Annotated in this window: 13 protein-coding genes; 8 read left to right on the top strand and 5 right to left on the bottom strand. The window is 74.1% G+C overall.

Going from position 1 to position 16,458, the window contains the following annotated elements; translation table 11 throughout:
- Positions 1–121: 121 nt before the first annotated feature.
- Complete coding sequence (locus AC5R91_RS25660) at positions 122–1,411, top strand: NAD(P)/FAD-dependent oxidoreductase (RefSeq protein WP_495393855.1); 1,290 nt, start codon at positions 122–124, stop codon at positions 1,409–1,411.
- An 89-nt stretch (positions 1,412–1,500) separates the two neighbouring features.
- Here AC5R91_RS25660 and AC5R91_RS25655 read toward each other — a convergent pair whose 3' ends face one another.
- The 3 genes from AC5R91_RS25655 to AC5R91_RS25645 all read right to left on the bottom strand — a co-directional run bounded on the left by AC5R91_RS25655 (position 1,501) and on the right by AC5R91_RS25645 (position 6,313).
- The gene (locus tag AC5R91_RS25655) at positions 1,501–2,112 is read right to left on the bottom strand and encodes a hypothetical protein (RefSeq protein WP_495393854.1); all 612 of its coding nucleotides are present in this window, start codon (positions 2,110–2,112) and stop codon (positions 1,501–1,503) included.
- 98 nt (positions 2,113–2,210) lie between these two features.
- On the bottom strand, positions 2,211–4,361 hold the full coding sequence (locus AC5R91_RS25650) for a DUF4012 domain-containing protein (RefSeq protein ID WP_495393853.1): 2,151 nt from the start codon (positions 4,359–4,361) through the stop codon (positions 2,211–2,213).
- A complete protein-coding gene (locus AC5R91_RS25645; protein WP_495393852.1) occupies positions 4,358–6,313 on the bottom strand; it encodes a tyrosine-protein kinase domain-containing protein in 1,956 nt (651 codons plus the stop codon). Before AC5R91_RS25645 ends, AC5R91_RS25650 begins: the two co-directional genes overlap by 4 nt.
- Positions 6,314–6,429: 116 nt before the next feature.
- Here AC5R91_RS25645 and AC5R91_RS25640 point away from each other — a divergent pair, with 116 nt between their 5' ends.
- Positions 6,430–8,424 (top strand): polysaccharide biosynthesis protein, encoded by a 1,995-nt coding sequence (locus AC5R91_RS25640; RefSeq protein ID WP_495393851.1) that lies wholly within the window; start codon positions 6,430–6,432, stop codon positions 8,422–8,424.
- A 75-nt stretch (positions 8,425–8,499) separates the two neighbouring features.
- Here the strand turns inward: AC5R91_RS25640 and AC5R91_RS25635 are convergent, their stop codons facing one another.
- Positions 8,500–9,483, bottom strand: a complete 984-nt coding sequence (locus AC5R91_RS25635; RefSeq protein WP_495393850.1) for an NAD-dependent epimerase/dehydratase family protein — start codon at positions 9,481–9,483, stop codon at positions 8,500–8,502.
- Between the two features lie 155 nt (positions 9,484–9,638).
- On the opposite strand from AC5R91_RS25635, the gene AC5R91_RS25630 reads away from it, so the two are divergent.
- The 3 genes from AC5R91_RS25630 to AC5R91_RS25620 all read left to right on the top strand — a co-directional run bounded on the left by AC5R91_RS25630 (position 9,639) and on the right by AC5R91_RS25620 (position 11,888).
- Positions 9,639–10,367, top strand: coding sequence for an acetyltransferase (locus AC5R91_RS25630; RefSeq protein WP_495393849.1), 729 nt, complete (start codon positions 9,639–9,641; stop codon positions 10,365–10,367).
- Between the two features lie 158 nt (positions 10,368–10,525).
- Positions 10,526–11,281, top strand: coding sequence for a tyrosine-protein phosphatase (locus AC5R91_RS25625; RefSeq protein ID WP_495393848.1), 756 nt, complete (start codon positions 10,526–10,528; stop codon positions 11,279–11,281).
- A gap of 82 nt (positions 11,282–11,363) precedes the next feature.
- The gene (locus AC5R91_RS25620) at positions 11,364–11,888 is read left to right on the top strand and encodes a lytic transglycosylase domain-containing protein (protein ID WP_495393847.1); all 525 of its coding nucleotides are present in this window, start codon (positions 11,364–11,366) and stop codon (positions 11,886–11,888) included.
- Positions 11,889–11,993: 105 nt separating this feature from the next.
- Here AC5R91_RS25620 and AC5R91_RS25615 read toward each other — a convergent pair whose 3' ends face one another.
- Positions 11,994–12,212, bottom strand: coding sequence for an RNA-binding S4 domain-containing protein (locus AC5R91_RS25615; protein WP_495393846.1), 219 nt, complete (start codon positions 12,210–12,212; stop codon positions 11,994–11,996).
- A 626-nt stretch (positions 12,213–12,838) separates the two neighbouring features.
- On the opposite strand from AC5R91_RS25615, the gene AC5R91_RS25610 reads away from it, so the two are divergent.
- From AC5R91_RS25610 to AC5R91_RS25600, 3 genes are all read left to right on the top strand, one after another.
- Positions 12,839–14,284 carry a PucR family transcriptional regulator gene (locus AC5R91_RS25610; RefSeq protein ID WP_495393845.1) on the top strand — a complete coding sequence of 482 codons (1,446 nt, stop codon included), beginning with the start codon at positions 12,839–12,841 and terminating at the stop codon, positions 14,282–14,284.
- Between the two features lie 216 nt (positions 14,285–14,500).
- Complete coding sequence (locus tag AC5R91_RS25605) at positions 14,501–15,514, top strand: ACP S-malonyltransferase (protein WP_495393844.1); 1,014 nt, start codon at positions 14,501–14,503, stop codon at positions 15,512–15,514.
- A gap of 20 nt (positions 15,515–15,534) precedes the next feature.
- Positions 15,535–16,458 carry a beta-ketoacyl-ACP synthase III gene (locus tag AC5R91_RS25600; RefSeq protein WP_495398060.1) on the top strand — a complete coding sequence of 308 codons (924 nt, stop codon included), beginning with the start codon at positions 15,535–15,537 and terminating at the stop codon, positions 16,456–16,458.

Below are 16,458 nucleotides of genomic sequence, written 5' to 3'. Positions count from 1 at the left end.
GTCGACAGCACTCCCGTCGGCGGGGCGCCGCCGCGCGTGGCGCTGACTGGCGTAACCGGCAACCGTGGCATAGCTCGCGAACGGGCGGGAACCGCGACGCGGCCGCGCCCGCCGGCGGACCATGGGGACGGTGGACAGGCGCGCGCGGGACGTTCCCGATCAGGTGGCGGTGATCGGCGGCGGGATGGTCGGGCTGTGCGTGGCCTGGTTCCTGCAGGAGCGCGGGGTGCGGGTGACGGTCTTCGACCGCGACCGGCTCACCACCGGGCCGACCTGGGCCGGCGCCGGCTCGTCGTGGGGCAACGCGGGCTGGCTCACCCCCGGCCTCGCCACCCCGCTGCCGGAGCCGGCGGTGCTGCGCTACGGGCTGCGGGTGCTGCTGCGGCCCGATTCGCCGGTGTACGTGCCGCCGGTCGCCGACGCCGGGCTCGCCCGCTTCGTCGCCGGGTTCGTCCGGCACAGCACGACCGGTCGCTGGCGGCGCGCCATGCGGGCACTCGCGCCGCTGACCCGGGCGGCCCTCGGCGCGTTCGACGAGCTCGCGGCGGGCGGCGTGACCGCGCCGACCCGGGCCGCCGCGCCCTTTCTCGCCGGCTACCGGGACCGTGCCGACCTCGACGCGCTGTTCGTCGAGCTCGCCGAGGTGCGCGCCGCCGGCCAGCCGGTCGACGCCGAGGTGCTCGATCCCCTCGCCGCCCGCGACCTCGAGCCGCTGCTGTCCGAGCAGGTCCGTTACGTCGCGTCCGTGCACGGGCAGCGGTTCTGCGACCCTGGGCGCTTCGTCGCGGCCCTCGCCGACAGCGTGCGGGCCCGGGGCGGAGTCCTCCACGAGTCGACGGCCGTCACGGGCGTCCGGGAGGTCGGCGACCGGGTCGAGGTACTTGGCCCGCTCCCGGCGGCGGGCGCGTTCGACGCCGCGGTCCTCGCCACCGGTGCCTGGCTGTCGAGGCTGGCCCGGCCCTTCGGGGTCCGCCTGCCCGTGCAGGCCGGCCGCGGCTACAGCTTCCACGTCACGACCGAACAGCCACCGAGCGGGCCGATCTACTTCCCGGCCTCCCGGGTGGCCTGCACGCCCATCGGCGACGGCCTGCGGGTCGCCGGGATGATGGAGTTCCGCCATCCGGACGCGCCGCCGGATCCGCGGCGCACCCGCGCCGTCGTCGAGGCGACGCGAGGCCTGCTGCGCGGGGTCGACCTCGACACCCGCACCCACGAGTGGGTCGGGCCGCGCCCCTGCACGCCGGACGGGCTGCCGCTGATCGGCCCGACCGCGTCACCGCGGGTGTTCGTCGCGGGCGGCCACGGCATGTGGGGCATCACCCTGGGCCCGGTCACCGGCCGACTGCTCGCCGACGCCGTGGTCGCCGGCACCCCCGCGGCCGACCTGGCTCCCTTCGACCCGCTGCGCTGACTCGCAGGCCCCACCACACCGAGTGAGTGCGGCCGGGGTGGGCGGTCTCGCCCTCCCCCCGGCCGCACTGCCTCCGTTACCGGGCTCGATCAGGCCTCGGTACGGGGGGTGGCCTCAGTGGCCCGGCGACGCCGGGCCGCGACCCGCAGCAGCGCACCGCCGCCGAGCAGGGCCACCGCGATCGAGGCAATGGCTCCGGTCTCGACACCGGTGAAGGGCAGCGCGCCGCCGGCGGGCGCCGCGGCACCGGCGCCGACGCCCGCGCCCGCGCCCGCGCCGACCACGCCGACCCCGACGCCGGCACCGACGAAGCACGGGCCGCCGTCACGCTTGTCGCGGTCCTTGTCGTCTTTGTCCCCGAACCAGTCGTCGTTGTCGTCGCGGCCGTCCTTGCCGTCGCGGAAGTCCGAGCCGTCCTTGCCGTCGCGGCCGTCCTTGTTGCCGAAGCCGTCGTTGCCGAAGCCGTCGTTGCCGAAGCCGTCGTTGTCGAACCCGTCCCTACCGAAGCCGTTGTTGCCGAACCCGTCCTTACCGTCGCGGCCGTCCTTGCCGCCGAAGCAGTCGTCGCGGTTGTCCTGACGGCTGCCGTCGTCGGTGCCGATGATGGGCTTGTCAAAGGCTGCGGCTGGAGATGCCGGCAGGGCGGCGAGCGCCACGCCGCCGCCTGCCACCAGCGCGACTCCGAGGGGTCTGAACTTCATACAGGCACTCTCCCTGCGGATCATCAGGTCACACAGTTGGACGATTGACTACACGCAGAGTATCGATGATTACTCTCCGTGTCCACAATCCTCCATAGTCAGTTTTTCACTCTGCGTGACCAGGGAGAAGTGACCGGCACCCCCTCGACGTCGAGGCGCTCGGGAACCGGCAGCGGCTGGGAACGGACCGCGAGCGCGGGGCCCGCCTGCGGCTCGAGCACCTTGAGTTCCAGGGTCCTGGTCTGGCCGCGGTCGACGGTCAGGAAGGTGGAGACGATGGGCAGGCCGTCCTCGGAACCGCTGGTCAGCCCGAGCGGCTGGCCATCGAGATGGGCGCTGGCGAACAGGCTGTCCCGACCCGTGTACACCGACAGCCAGAGGTTGTTCTGGGCCTGCGGGTTGCTGCCGGAACCGCGGACATCCTCGCGATTACGGACGTACTCCGGCAGGCCGTCGGGGGCCGCGTTGGTCAGTTGGACGGCGATCGTCACCGCGCCGGCTCCGTTCGGCAGCCGCCGCACGCGATAGCTGGTCCGGCGGCGAAGCCAGTAGTCGAGCTTGCTCGCCGTGGCGTTCTGCGTGACGACGGCGAGATAGGGCCCGGATCCCGTCGGCAGCGCGCCACCCAGCGCGGTCGTCGAAAGCACGTCCTGCTCATCGGCATGGTTACTTGACAGACTGAGTCGCCCCTCTCCGGCCGCCTTGGACAGGGCGGTCAGCAGCTTCGTCGTCTCCCCGCTGCCCGATTCCACCGCCGCATAGACGGCCTGACCCACCTGAGCGAAGAAACGGTCCCGGGCAGCCACCGTCGGGATGCGGGCGTACACCTTGGACTCGACGAGGTCGACCAGGTTGGCCGACGTGACGACCTGGCCGTCGGGCAGCACGGCGGGCCGGCTCGCCGCCAGCAGATAGGACAGCGTGGTCGGGTCGACGCTGATGGTGCCGTCCACATCGATGCCGGTGCCGGACTGGTAGAGGTGCGAGTAGAGCTTGCCGACCGTGGGGTAGTCGGGGGTCAGGTTGGCGTTGGCCCACACCCGGTCCGGCCAGAACGACGCGTAGCGTGCCGCGAACGGGCCCGGCAGCACCGTGGCCGGCGTCCGCTGGGTGGGACCGCCGGGCAGCGAGCCGTTGCCCGAGATTCCGTCGAGGGACAGGCGTCCCCGATCCGCGGTCAGCAGGCCGAAGCCGCCGATGATCCCACCGGTCGCCCGTGACTCCGCGGGGTTCTGGACGATCAGCAGGTAGCGCCGCCGCTCGGAGGCGCCGAGCATGTCCGGCCCGAGGCGGGCCGCCAGCGCCACGCTGTCCAACGCCCCGGACAGGGTCCGCCCGCGATCGATCACCTCGGCGCGGGCGTCCTCGACGCCGCTGACCCGACCCGGCCAGCCGCAGGTCTCGGTTCTCTCGCCGGCCGCCGACAGCGCCGACAGCGCCGCCGCGGCTCGCTCGGCCGGGGCGCGGGCGGCGGCCAGCGCGGAAACGTTGATCGTCATCTGGTGGCGCAGCCGGTCCGGATTGAGGTCACCGCCGAGGTCCGCGACGGCCGGCAGCCCGGCGTCGGCCATCGTGTCGACGGCCCGCACGAGCGCCGCCGCCGAGCGCAGTGGGCAGCCTGCCCACGGCAGCCGCCCGAAGGCCGACCACACCGGGTCGCCGGTGAGTGACCGGGCGGCCCGGGCCCGCTCGGCGATCCCCGCCACCTGTGCCCGCAGCTCGCCGTCGGCCGGGATGTCCCCGGCCAGCACCTGCCGCTGCAAGGTCGCGATGCGCGTGCGGGCCTCGTCGAGCTGCGAGCGGGCCAGCAGACCGCGGACGGCCACCCAGCCGGCGAGGCCCACGATCAGGGCGAACGCAACGGCGAGGCCCCCGATCAGCCAGCGGGCCCGTCCGCCGCGTCGGCGGGACGACTCCGTTCCGCCCACGGGCTGCCCGCCGCCCGCGCCGGCCACGGCCAGTTCGGACGCGCCGATCGCCTCATGCCGATCGATCGCCTCGGACCTGTCGATCTGACCGGCAGCACCGATCTCACCGGGGGCAGCGCTGGCGGGGCCGGGCGCAGGAGCCGCCGCACTCCGGTCGGCCGGCCCGCCGGCCGAGGACGCCGAGCGCGCCCCGGCCCGGCTCGGCGCGCCGTCCGGGGCGGACTCCACGCCGAGCTGGCGCGGGATGGCCTGCCCTGCGTGCGGGCGCCCGCCCGCACCGCTGTTCCCGGATCCCTCAGCCCCCGATTTCCCAGCCGTCACCGGTTGGACGACGGTCGGGTGGAGTCGCGTCCGCCCGTCGCCGCGGCGGAGCCGGCACCGCCCGAGCTGTCGGCACTACGCGAGCTGTCGGCACGCCGTGAGCTGTCGGTTCCGGGTGCGCTGTCGGTCCCGGGTGCGCTGTCGGTCCCGGCCGAGCCGCCGGGCGTGCGGCGATCCGCGGGCGGCTTCGTCGCTGACCTGCCGGCGACGCCCGGCCGAGTCTCACCCCGGCGGTTGCGGGCGCGACCCGGGACAGCGAATCCGCGGCGCAGCCCGGCGCCGGCCAGGTCCCTCGGCTCGCCGGGTTCCGCCGAGGCGGACGGATCCGCGTCGATCGGTTCCCGCGCGGCCGGTACGGAAACGGCGCCACGCCCGCGGTCCCCGGCCGCGGGTCGGGTGCCGCCCGACCGGCCGGCCGCGGCGGCCGACGACGCGCCCGACGACGACCTTCCCGCCGATGACGTTTCCGACGACGCGCCGGCCGACGCGGGCACCCCGAGCGGCCGGACGGGCCCGACGCCGACGTCCGGCGCGGGGATGCTGGCCGCCCGCCGCATCGACGAGCGGGCGTGTCGGCCCCGCTGCATGAAGTTGCCGTACTGGCCGTAGTAGTAGGCGTCCGGCCCCTTCGTCGGGACCATGTTCAGCACCGTGCCGACCATCCGGGCGTCCACCGCGCGCAACGCCTCGGCGGCCCGGCGAAGCTGCTCGCGGCGGGTCCGGCCGACCCGCGCCACCAGCAGTACCCCCTCGGCCCGGGTCGCGAGCACCGCCGCGTCGGTCACGGGCAGCAGGGGCGGGGCGTCGATCAGCACGATGTCGAACCGGGCCTGCAGCAGCTCGACGAGATCGGCCATGCCCTTGGAGCCCAGCAGCTCGCTGGGGTTCGGGGGGACCGGTCCGGAGGCGAGCACCTCGACCCGGCCCTCCCCCACGCGGCCCTCGCCCCACGGCTGCAGGACGTCATCGAGGTCGGCGGCGCCGATGAGGACGGAGGTCAGGCCCGCCGCGGACTCGACGCCGAGATAGTCGCCGAACGACGGGCGGCGCAGGTCGCCCTCGATCAGGCAGACCCGGGCACCGCCCTGGGCCAGGCTGATGGCCAGATTGCAACTGGTGGTGGTCTTGCCCTCACCCGGCACGGAGCTGCTGACGAGGATCGACCGGGGGCCGGCGTCCACGTCGACGAACTGCAGGTTGGTGCGTAGCTGCCGGAAGGCCTCCGCGCGGGCGGAGTTCGGCCGGGCGTTGGTGATGAGCGGCCGGCGGACCGCGTCGGCGTCGAAGGCGATCACGGCCAGGTTGGGCAGGTCCGTCGACTCCCGCGCGTCCTCTTCCCCGGAGATGCTGGTGTCCAGGCGGAAGCGGATGAGCGCCACCGCCACGCCGGCCATCAGCCCGAGCAGCAGGCCGAGAGCCATGTTGCGGGTCGGTTGCGGGGAGACCGGCGAGACCGGCAGCTTGGCCCGTTCCCAGACGCTCACCCGGACCGACGGCGGTTCGTTGTCCGCGGGCGCCTCGATCTGACCGACGGCGACGGAGAACGCCTCACCGACCGCGTCGGCGATCGACTGGGCCCTTCTTGGCACCCGGTCGCGGACGATGGCGCGAAGCAGCACGGTGTCCGGAACCGCCTGCGCGGAGATCTGCCCCCGCAGCGCCTCCGGAGTCGACTTCAGGTGGAGCCGGTCGATGACCGAGGCCGCCACCCGCTCGCTGGCCACGAGGTTCGCGTAGGACTTCACCCGCTGCTGGGAGAGCAGCCCGCCCTGGTACGCCGAGGCGGCGCCCTCGGCATTGTCGGGCGAGGAGACGACCATGGTCACGGACGCGGCGTACTCCTTCGTCGCCCGCCAGGTCGAGGCGGCGGCGAGCAGGCCGCCGAGCACCAAGCAGGCCACTATGAGCATCCAGCTGCGGCGAAGGACGCGGACATAGTCACGCAGTTCCACTCGCTGACCACCCTCCGGGATGTATGTACCGACCACTCGCCGTCATCGAGGACCGCCTCAACATACTCGATGAGTAGCGATTACTTTACTCTCAGTCACGCTTACTCTATGGCCTCATGTGGAAACGTAGAGTAGACGGCACGGTCGACCGGCGGCGGACAGCGCACCTCGCGCGGCGCGTCCTGAGGCTCAACCTCCGCCAACGGGTCGGATTGCAGATCGCCCTGGACAGCGCGGCGATGGTCCTCGGCCTCACGTCGGCCCAGCTCGGAAGGTTCGACTTCGCCCACGACGCCCTGGCCGACCTCGACTTCTGGGTGATCTGCGCCCTGGCGGTCTGCCTGCTCCACTTCCTGGGCACGGCGCTGCACCTCTATCTGGGGCGTTACCGCTTCGGCGGCTTCGAGGAGGTCCTCGGCCTGCTCGTGGCGGTGGTGCTGACGAACGTCGGCGTGCTCGTCGTCATCGCCGCGTTCGACTCGCCACGCCCGATGCCGCTGAGCGTGCCGCCGCTCGGCGGCGCGGTGACCCTGGTCGTGATGTTCGGCGTGCGCTACCTGTGGCGGCTGGTGGAGGAGCAGCTACGCCGGCCGAACCGGGACAGCGCCGAGCCGGTGCTGATCTTCGGTGCCGGCGACGGAGCCGAAGGGGTCCTCGCGGCGATGCTGCGCACCCGGGACAGCCCCTACTACCCCGTGGCCCTGCTCGACGACGACCCGAACCTGCACAACCTGCGGCTGCTCGGGGTCCGGGTACTCGGCGGACGGGAGTCGATCGGCCAGGTCGCGGCGGCCACCGGCGCGAGGACCCTGCTGGTGGCCATCCCGAGCGCGGACGCCGGCCTTCTCCGGGACATCAGCAGAATCGCCGAGAGCGCCGGTCTCACCGTGAAGGTCCTCCCCAAGGTCGGCGATCTGATCGACGGACGGGTCGGCGTCGGCGACATCCGTGACCTGGACCTCGCCGACCTGCTCGGCCGCCGCCAGGTCCGCACCGACATGGCCGCCGCCGCGAGCTACCTGGTGGGGCGCCGGGTGCTGGTGACCGGCGCGGGCGGGTCGATCGGCTCCGAGCTGTGCCGGCAGATCGCCGGGTACGACCCAGCCGAACTGGTCATGCTCGACCGGGACGAGTCCGCGCTGCGGGCGGTGCAACTGTCGATCACGGGCCGCGCGATGCTCGACGACGACGCGATCGTGCTCGGCGACATCCGCGACCTCGATCTCGTCACCACGCTGTTCATGGAGCGCCGACCGCAGGTCGTCTTCCACGCCGCGGCCCTCAAGCATCTCCCACTGCTCGAACGCTTCCCCGGGGAGTCGGTGAAGACCAACGTCTGGGGCACCCTCGCGATCCTGCGGACGGCCGTGGCCTGCGGCGTCGAGCGGTTGGTGAACATCTCGACGGACAAGGCCGCCAACCCGGTCAGCGCGCTGGGCTACTCGAAGCGGATCACCGAACGGCTCACCGCCCATCTGGCCCGGGAAGCCGACGGGACGCTGGTCAGCGTGCGGTTCGGCAACGTGCTGGGCAGCAACGGCTCCGTACTCACCGTGTTCGCGGGCCAGCTCGCCGCGGGCGGCCCGATCACCGTCACCCATCCCGACGTCACCCGGTACTTCATGACCATCCCCGAGGCCGTGCAGTTGGTGCTGCAGGCCGGCGCGCTCGGCGCCCCCGGCGAGGCCCTCGTCCTCGACATGGGCGACCCGGTGCGGATCGCGGACGTCGCCGCGCGGCTCGCGGCCCGTGAGAAGCGGCCGATCGAGATCGTCTACACCGGCCTGGGTCGCGGGGAGAAGCTGCACGAGGAGCTGTTCGGCGACGGTGAGACCGACCAGCGCCCGCACCATCCCCTGATCTCGCACGTCGACGTGCCCGCGCTGGACCCGACCAGGGCGCTTGCCCTCGACCCCTGGGCCCCGCCGGCGCAGGTGCTGGCCGAGCTCGCCGCCCTGGCCGGCGAGGCGGTCCTCGTCCCCGCCACCGCGGCTGTCGATGTCCCGGCCGCCCCCACAGCCCCCGCCGCTGCGGCCGCCCCGGCGGCCGGCCTGATTCCCCGCCAGCCCACCGCGGACCGCTCCGACGCCGCCCGGCCTGTCACGCCCTGACCCGGCGGGCGGCGGTGGCTCCCGGTGGGCGGCGGTAGTCCTTGCGGCCGCAGTAGTCCCTACGGCCGCGGTGGGTCAGAGCCGCTCGGATGCCGGCGCACCGGGCACTGCGCCGGGACTGGTGCCCGCTGCGGTGCCGGTGCGGTCGGCGTACCAGGCGACCGTCGCCTCCAGCGCGGCGGCGAGGTCCAGGCCGGTCGCGTCGGGGAACAGCGTCCGCATCGTCGCCGCATCCGCCTGCGAGTCGCGGATGTCGCCGGTGCGGGGGGCGCCGTGGAGCACGCTCAGCCGGCGCCCGACGATGCGCTCCAGCTCGCCGATGACGGTGAGCAGATCCGTGCGGGTGCCGAAGGCGATGTTGACCGGCCGCGGGTGGTTCACCCGGCGCATCGCCGCGTCGCACAGCATGCCGGCGACGCTCGCCACGTACGTGAAGTCCCGGGTCTGGCGGCCGTCGCCGTGGACCGTCAGCGGCCGTCCCGCGAGCGCGGCGTCGATGAAGGTGGGGACGACTGCGGCGTAGGCGTGCCCCACCGACTGGTACGGGCCGAACACGTTGAACAGCCGGACGGCGAGCACGGGCAGGCCGAATCCGGCCTGGTAGGCGAGCGCGTACCCCTCCGCGGCGAGCTTCGAGGCCGCGTACGGGCTGCGCGGCAGGGTGGGGGCGTCCTCCGCGCGGGGCAACGGCCCCACCCCGCCGTAGACGGACGACGACGACGCGACGACGACGTGCGTCTCGGCGCGCTGGGCGACGCCGAGCACCGTCAGGGTGCCCGTCGCGTTGACCGTGTGGGTGGCCATGGGGTCCAGCAGTGAACGTTCCACCGACGGCCGGGCGGCCAGGTGCACGATGCTCCCCGCCCCCGTGCACGCCTCCTCGACCAGGGAACGGTCGGTGACGCTGCCGATCACCAGCTTCACGGGCAGGCCCGTGAGGTTCGACACCGCCCCGGTACTGAGATCGTCGATCACCACCACCTCGGCCCCGGCGGCGAGCAGCGCTCTGGTCAGGTGGGCACCGATGAAGCCGGCACCGCCCGTCACGACTACCTTCACCGATTCATCACCCTTCGAGTTCAGAAGGATGCCGATAGTAGTAGAGCCGACCCGATCCACCGACCATCCCGCGCGGAGACGGCCGTCAACATCGCCCACACGACTACCCTGAGTGTCACGTTGAACTCATAGAGACGCGGGTCTACGGTCACCACGTGCCCGACCACCCGCGCTCGCTGGTCATCGTGGGCGCCGGCGGCCACGGCCGGGAGTTGCTCGACGTGGTCGAGGCGGTCAACACGGCCGACGGTCGGAACCGCTACGCCTTCCTCGGCTTCCTCGACGACGGGTCGGCGGACCCCGACCTCGTCGCCCGCCGCGGCGCGCCCCTGCTCGGCGGGCTGGACATGCTCGGCCGCCTCGACGCCGACTACCTGATCGGTTTCGGCGACGCCGCCGCCCGCCTCCGCGTCGACCGGTACGCCAGCGTCCACGGCCGGCGCCCGGCGACTCTCGTCCACCCCCGCGCCAGCCTCGGCGGCGACGTCCGCCTCGGGCCCGGCACCGTGGTCTGCGCGCTGGCCAGCATCACCACGAACGTCCGCACCGGTCGGCACGTGGTGGTCAACGTCGGCGCCAGCGTGGCCCACGACTGCCGCCTCGGCGACTACGTGACGGTCGCGCCCGGAGCGCGGATCTCCGGCGGGGTGGCCGTCGGCGCCCAGGCGTGGATCGGCGCCCAGGCGAACATCGTCGCCCGCCGCAGCGTCGGCGACCGCGCCGTCGTCGGCGCCGGCTCCGTCGTCACCGACGACATCCGCGCCGCCCAGGTCGTCGCGGGCGTGCCAGCCCGGCCGATCGACGCCGCCCCCGACCGACCGCGGCCGCCAGGCGACCGCACGGGCCGCCCGCCCGGCCAACGCGACGCCCCGACATCGGGCTGAGGACGCCTCCCACCCGGGCCGAGGACGCCCCGGCACCGGAGGGACCCTCACTCCCGGGGGCTGAGGACGCCTCGCTCCCGGGCGGTCCGCGCCTGCCGGCGGCACCGATTCGCCTGATTCGGCCCGGCGGGTGCCACCCATGGCCCTAGGATCGCCTTGTGGAACGTTGGTTCAACCTCGCGGGCTGCGACAACGTACGCGATCTCGGTGGCCTGCCCACCGTCGACGGAGCGGCCACCCGGCACGGCGTGTTCCTGCGCTCCGATTCGGTGCAGACGCTGACCGAGGCCGATGTCCTCCTGCTACGGGAGACCTTCGGCCTGCGGACGATCATCGATCTACGGGCCAGGGAGGAGGCGGCGCGGGAGGGCCGGGGGCCCCTCGCCGAGCATCCCATCGACTATCACAACCTGTCGTTCCTGCCCGGCGAGTGGGTGATGCCGGACGACCCGCGGTACCCCGCGATCGTCCGGGACCTCGACTCGGTCGACCGTATCGAGCACTACCTGGACTACCTGCGCCTCGCCGGGCCCGCCGTGGCCCAGGCGCTGCGGGTGCTGGCCCAGCCCACCGCGGGCCCCGCACTGTTCCACTGCGCGGCCGGCAAGGACCGCACCGGCGTCCTCGCGGCCCTGCTGCTGAGCATCGCCGGGGTCGACCGGGACGCCATCGTCGCCGACTACGCACAGACCAACGAGCGGATCCATCTGGTCAACGCGCGCCTGGCGAAGCGTCCCTCCTACAACCGGCCGACCGCCCCGCTCACTCCCGACCAGCTCTCCTGCCGCCCGGAGGTCATGCGGGGCTTCCTCGCCGGCGTCGACGCCGGCTGGGGCGGGCCCGCCGACTGGGCCCTCAAGGCGGGTCTCGCCGAGTCAGATCTGACCACGCTGCGTCAGATCCTGGTCGCCTAGTCCGCGCCGGGAGCGGATCGTCCGGACTGCCATGACCGACCGGACCCCGCCGACGGCACCGTCGTTGACGGAAGATGCGCACATGGTCCACCGGGTGCCCCTGCGAGCGGTCCTGGCCGCCCTGCTCGCGGTCACCCTGGTGGCGAGCTGCGGCATCCTGCGGCGGACCCACCGCGTGCCGGACGACCTGATCCCGGTGTTCCGCTCGGCCGCCACCGCGTACGGCATCCTGACCCCCGCCCAGCTCGCCGCGCAGGCACGCGTCGAAAGCAAGTTCGACGCGCAGGCGGTGTCGCACGCCGGTGCCCGCGGCATCATGCAGTTCCTGCCCACCACCTGGGCGGCTTTCGGGCTCGACGGCAACGAGGACGGCGTGGCGGATCCGCTGGAACCGCGCGACGCCATCCTGTCCGCCGCGTACTACGAGTCACGGCTCGCCGAACAGGTCGCTCACCTGCCGGGGGACCGCGTCTCGCTGATCCTCGCCGCCTACAACGCCGGGCCGGACGCCGTGCGCCTCGCGGGCGGCATCCCCGACATCGGCGAGACCCGGGCGTACGTGACGAAGGTCCGGGACTGGGCGGACACCTTCTCCGACCAGCTCTGACCAGACCGCCCGAGCCACTCCCCGACCGGCCCGCGCCAGACCGCCCCACTCCAGCCAGGCCGCCCGTCTCCCCGCGCCGGCCGTCTCCCCGCGCCGGCCGTCTCCTCAGCCCACCCGCAGCCGCTCCCCCGGCACCTCGACCTCGTCGCCGGGGACGAGCTGGCGCCCGCGGCGGCTCTCCACCTCTCCGTTGACCCGCACCATGCCGCCCGCCAGCAGCCCCTTCACATCCGACCCGACGCCGACGACGTCGGCGAGCTTGAGGAACTGGCCCAGCCGGATCGCGTCACCCTGGATGCTCACCTCGCGCATGCCCTCAAGCATCGCCGGTCCCCTCGGCCGGGCGCGCGGGGCATCCCCCGGCGCATCCGCCCCGCCCGGTCCGCCGGCCTTGGGCCGGACACGCCGCACCTCGGGCTGCTCGCGGCCGACGCCCCGCACAGGCACCATCGGGCGTGGCCGGCGCGACCGCGAACACACCCGCTCACCCGCGTCACCGGCCCGTCCGGACCACCGTTCGGGAACGACAATCCACATCCCGGGCGGAGGGCTGAGGCATGCTGGCGGACGTGGCAGGTATCCCCTCGGACCCGTCGGACGGGCCGGGCAGGCGCGGCGGCGGATCCCCGCGGCCAGCGAAAACACCCGGTAGCGGCCCGCCGGCGCCGCGCGACGCGCCCCCGCCTGCCGCGCCGGACGGCCGAACAGCCCCGATCCACGGCTCACTCTCCGCGCCGGCCGGCCCGCTCCGTTCACCGGACGGCCCACGCGACTCGCCGGACAGCCCGCTTGACTCGGACGATTCACGCGCCCCGTCGGACGAACCAGGCATCTCGTCGGACAGTCCCTTTGCCCCGGCCGGCGACGGGGACGGCGACCCCACGCCGGCCGAGGCCGATCGGGCGGCGGCGCGACGCCGCATCGCCGCGCGCGGGCGGGCGAGACGTGGCGTGCGCACCCCCGCCCTCGGCACTGCGGCCCCGGGCGAGCTGCCCGCGCTCGACGACTACCCGGACCAGCGCATCCCCCCGCTGGACAGCCTGCGAACGGGCGCCCAGACCGGCGACGGGTCGGCATCGGCGACCGTCGGCGGCACGAGCGAGGACGTGGTCCGGCGGGTCGAACGCTCCAGCGGGATGCTCGCCTCCCGGGCCGCGGCGCGGATGGGCGAGGTCCTGCCCTGGTTTCCGGCCATGTCTGCGAGCCATCGGGCCGGAATCCAACTCGTGGTGCAGGCCGGCATCTCCTCGTTCGTCGAGTGGTGCCGGCGGCCCGAGCATGCCCGGCAGCTGTCGGAGGACGTCTTCCGGGTCGCCCCACGCGAGCTCGTGCGGGCGGTGACCTTTCGCCGCCTGGTCGATCTGGTCCGGGTCGCGGTGGAGGCGATCGAGGCCGAGGTGCCGAACCTGGCCGGCCCGGAGGACGAGCTGCGGCTGCTCGCCGACGTCCTGCGCTACTCCCGCGACATCGCCTTCGCCGGGGCGGTCGTCTACGCCCGCGCCGCCGAGGAGCGCGGCGCCTGGGACGCCCGGCTGGAGGCGCTGGTCGTCGATCACGTGGTGCGCGGCGAGGTGGACCGGGCGCTGCCGTCGCGGGCGGCGGCGGTGGGCTGGCGCAACCCGCCGGCCGTGACCGTCATCGTCGGCGGGGCCGAGGGCAACGCGCCGGAAGCGGTGGTCGACGAGGTGCATCGGCTGGCCCGGACGGCCCAGCTGGAGGTGCTCGCCGGCGTCCATCACAACCGGCTGGTGATGGTGGTCGGCGGCCGGTTCGCCACCTCCGACGACACCGGCCGACCCGACGGGATGGCGACCGCCACCACGGCCGGGGACAACGCGACCGCCGGCGGCCCCGCCGGCGCCGGCACGCGGGGCGGCCCGACGCCGGACCGGCAGCCCGGCGCCGTGGTGCACACCGCGCTCGACGCGGCCCGGGCGCTGCTGCCCGCCTGCGGTCCGGGGCCGGTCGTCGTCGGCCCGGTCGTCGCCGACCTGACCGGCGCGCCACGCGCGGCTCGGGTGGCGCTCGCCGCGACCGACGTCGTCGCCGCCTGGCCCGCGGCGCCCCGGCCGGTTCAGGCCCGGGCGCTGCTGCCGGAACTGGCGCTGGCCGGGGACGCCGACGCCCGGCGAGCGCTGGTCGAGGAGGTCTACGTCCCGCTGCGCGACGCGGGCACGCCATTGTTGGAGACCGCCGGGGCATACCTCGACTTCGGTTCGTCCCTGGAGGCCACGGCCCGAGCCCTTTACCTCCACACCAACACTGTCCGTTACCGGCTACGGAAGGCCGCGGAGGTCTGTGGTCTCGACCCAGCGGATCACCGGGAGCGATTCATCCTGCATGTTGCGCTCGTCCTGGGACGCCTCGACGGTGCGTTATCTACAGGGAAGACATGATCGAGTGCATCGCTCCGGAGTCGTCGCACCCCAGTGCGAGAACGGTCACACCAGGCCACTCTGCTGGCCTGTCACGCGAATCCGGCCCGATGCCCGCAGCACGAACGAATTCACGGTGACGGCAGATCGGTTTGTAGGCCATCTACAACGCCCGGTCGGGACATCGGTGAGTGGCCGCCAGCGACAAGTAGTCCTCGCGAAGGGTTAGGTAGTCACGTGCTCGCGATCCTCGCACCCGGCCAGGGTGCACAGACCCCCGGACAGCTCCGCGCCTGGCGTGGTCTCCCCGGGGCGGAGGAAAGGCTGCGCTGGTGGTCGGCCGCTGCCGGCATCGATCTGCTGGAGGTCGGGTGCGAGGCGCCCGCCGAGACGATCCGGGACACGGCGATCGCCCAGCCGCTCATCGTCGCCAGCGGTCTCGTCGCCGCCGAACAGCTCGGCCTGCCCGTCGCCGCCCCGGTCGGTACCACCTCCCTCGTCCTGGCGGGCCACAGCGTCGGTGAGATCACCGCCGCCGCCCTCACCGGCATCCTCTCGGCGGAGGAGGCCCTGGTCCTCGTGGCCCTGCGCGGCCGCGCGATGGCCGAGGCATCCGCGCGGACCGCGACCGGGATGACGGCGCTGCTCGGCGGGGAGCCGGAGGCGGTGACCGCCCGGCTGGCCGAGCTCGGCCTGACCGCGGCGAACCGCAACGGCGCCGGCCAGATCGTCGCCGCCGGCACGACGGAGGACCTCGCCCGGCTCGCGGCTGAACCGCCCGCGGGCGTCCGGCTGCGCTCCCTGTCCGTCGCCGGCGCCTTCCACACTCACCACATGTCCTCGGCGCGCGACGCGCTCGACGCCGTCGCCGGCGGCATCCGGCCGGCCGCGGCCCGGGTGGCGACCCTGTCCAACGCCGACGGCGCGATCGTCACGGACCCGGCCGATCTCGTCTCCCGGCTCGTCGCCCAGGTCGCCGCGCCGGTGCGGTGGGACCTGTGCCTGGCGACACTGCGAGAGCTCGGTGTCACCGCGGTCATCGAGCTGCCGCCGGCCGGCACCCTGGCCGGAATCGCCCGCCGCGAACTGCCCGGCGTGAAGATCCTCGCCGTGAAGAGCCCGGACGACCTGCCCGCCGCGCGCGAGCTGATCGCCGAACACGTCGGCACCGACCACCTCAACCAGGCGCCGGCGAGCCCAGCGCCGCGGACGCCGGCGGACGACGCGGCCCTCGTCGGGGTGCGGGCGTGAGCGCCGTGGGCGGAGCCCGGATGCTCGGGCTCGGCGTCTACCGCCCGGCGCGGGTCGTCACCAACGACGAGATCGCCCAGCGGGTGGACACCTCGGACGCGTGGATCCAGAGCCGCACGGGCATTGCCACCCGGCGGGTCGCCGACGAGGAGGAGACGACCGTCGCCATGGGCGCGGCCGCCGCGGAGAAGGCGCTCGCGGCCGCCGGCCTGACGGCGGACACCATCGACCTCGTCATCGGCGCGACGTGTACCTCGCCCTCGCAGATCCCCGGCGCCGGGCCGCAGATCGCCCACCGCATCGGGGCCGGACAGGCCGGCGCGTTCGACATCAATGGCGCCTGCGCCGGGTTCAGCTACGCGGTGTCGACCGCCGCCGACATGGTCCGCGCCGGCAGCGTGCGCCACGTCCTCGTCGTCGCCACCGAGCGGCTGTCGGACTACACCGACTGGGATGACCGCAGCACCTGCATCCTGCTCGCCGACGGCGCCGGGGCGACCGTGATCGGCGCGGCCGAGACCGACGAGATCGGCCCGGCGGTCTGGGGCCATGACGGCTCCCGGCCGGAGGCCATTCGCGTCCCCGGCTACGGGGACAACATGTTCCGCATGGAAGGCCAGGCGGTCTTCCGCTGGGCGATCTCCCTGGTGCCGACCGTGCGGCAGATCTGCGAACGGGCTGGCGTGGCGCCCGACGAGCTCGCGGGTATCGTTCCGCATCAGGCCAACCTGCGGATCGTCGAGGCACTCGCGACGGGCATCGGCGCCACGAACGCCGCCGTCGCCCGCGACGTCGTCGAATCGGGCAACACCTCCGCCGCGAGCATTCCGCTGGGGCTTGCCCGCCTGCTCGACACCGGCGAGATCCGCCGGGGCGACCCGGTGCTGCTGTTCGGTTTCGGCGCCGGCCTGACCTACTGCGGGCAGGTCGTGCGATGCCCGTGA

Source organism: Frankia sp. BMG5.60 (assembly GCF_059428125.1).
The sequence above is the reverse complement of the archived record's forward strand: the minus strand, read 5'-3'. Positions and strand labels throughout refer to the sequence as shown.

Excerpts from the sequence above, each read along its gene's own strand:
- AC5R91_RS25660 (WP_495393855.1), top strand. The coding sequence starts at position 122 with ATGGGGACGGTGGACAGGCGCGCGCGGGACGTTCCCGATCAGGTGGCG.
- AC5R91_RS25655 (WP_495393854.1), bottom strand. The coding sequence starts at position 2,112 with ATGAAGTTCAGACCCCTCGGAGTCGCGCTGGTGGCAGGCGGCGGCGTG.
- AC5R91_RS25640 (WP_495393851.1), top strand. The coding sequence starts at position 6,430 with ATGTGGAAACGTAGAGTAGACGGCACGGTCGACCGGCGGCGGACAGCG.
- AC5R91_RS25620 (WP_495393847.1), top strand. The coding sequence starts at position 11,364 with ATGGTCCACCGGGTGCCCCTGCGAGCGGTCCTGGCCGCCCTGCTCGCG.
- AC5R91_RS25615 (WP_495393846.1), bottom strand. The coding sequence starts at position 12,212 with ATGCTTGAGGGCATGCGCGAGGTGAGCATCCAGGGTGACGCGATCCGG.
- AC5R91_RS25600 (WP_495398060.1), top strand. The coding sequence starts at position 15,535 with ATGCTCGGGCTCGGCGTCTACCGCCCGGCGCGGGTCGTCACCAACGAC.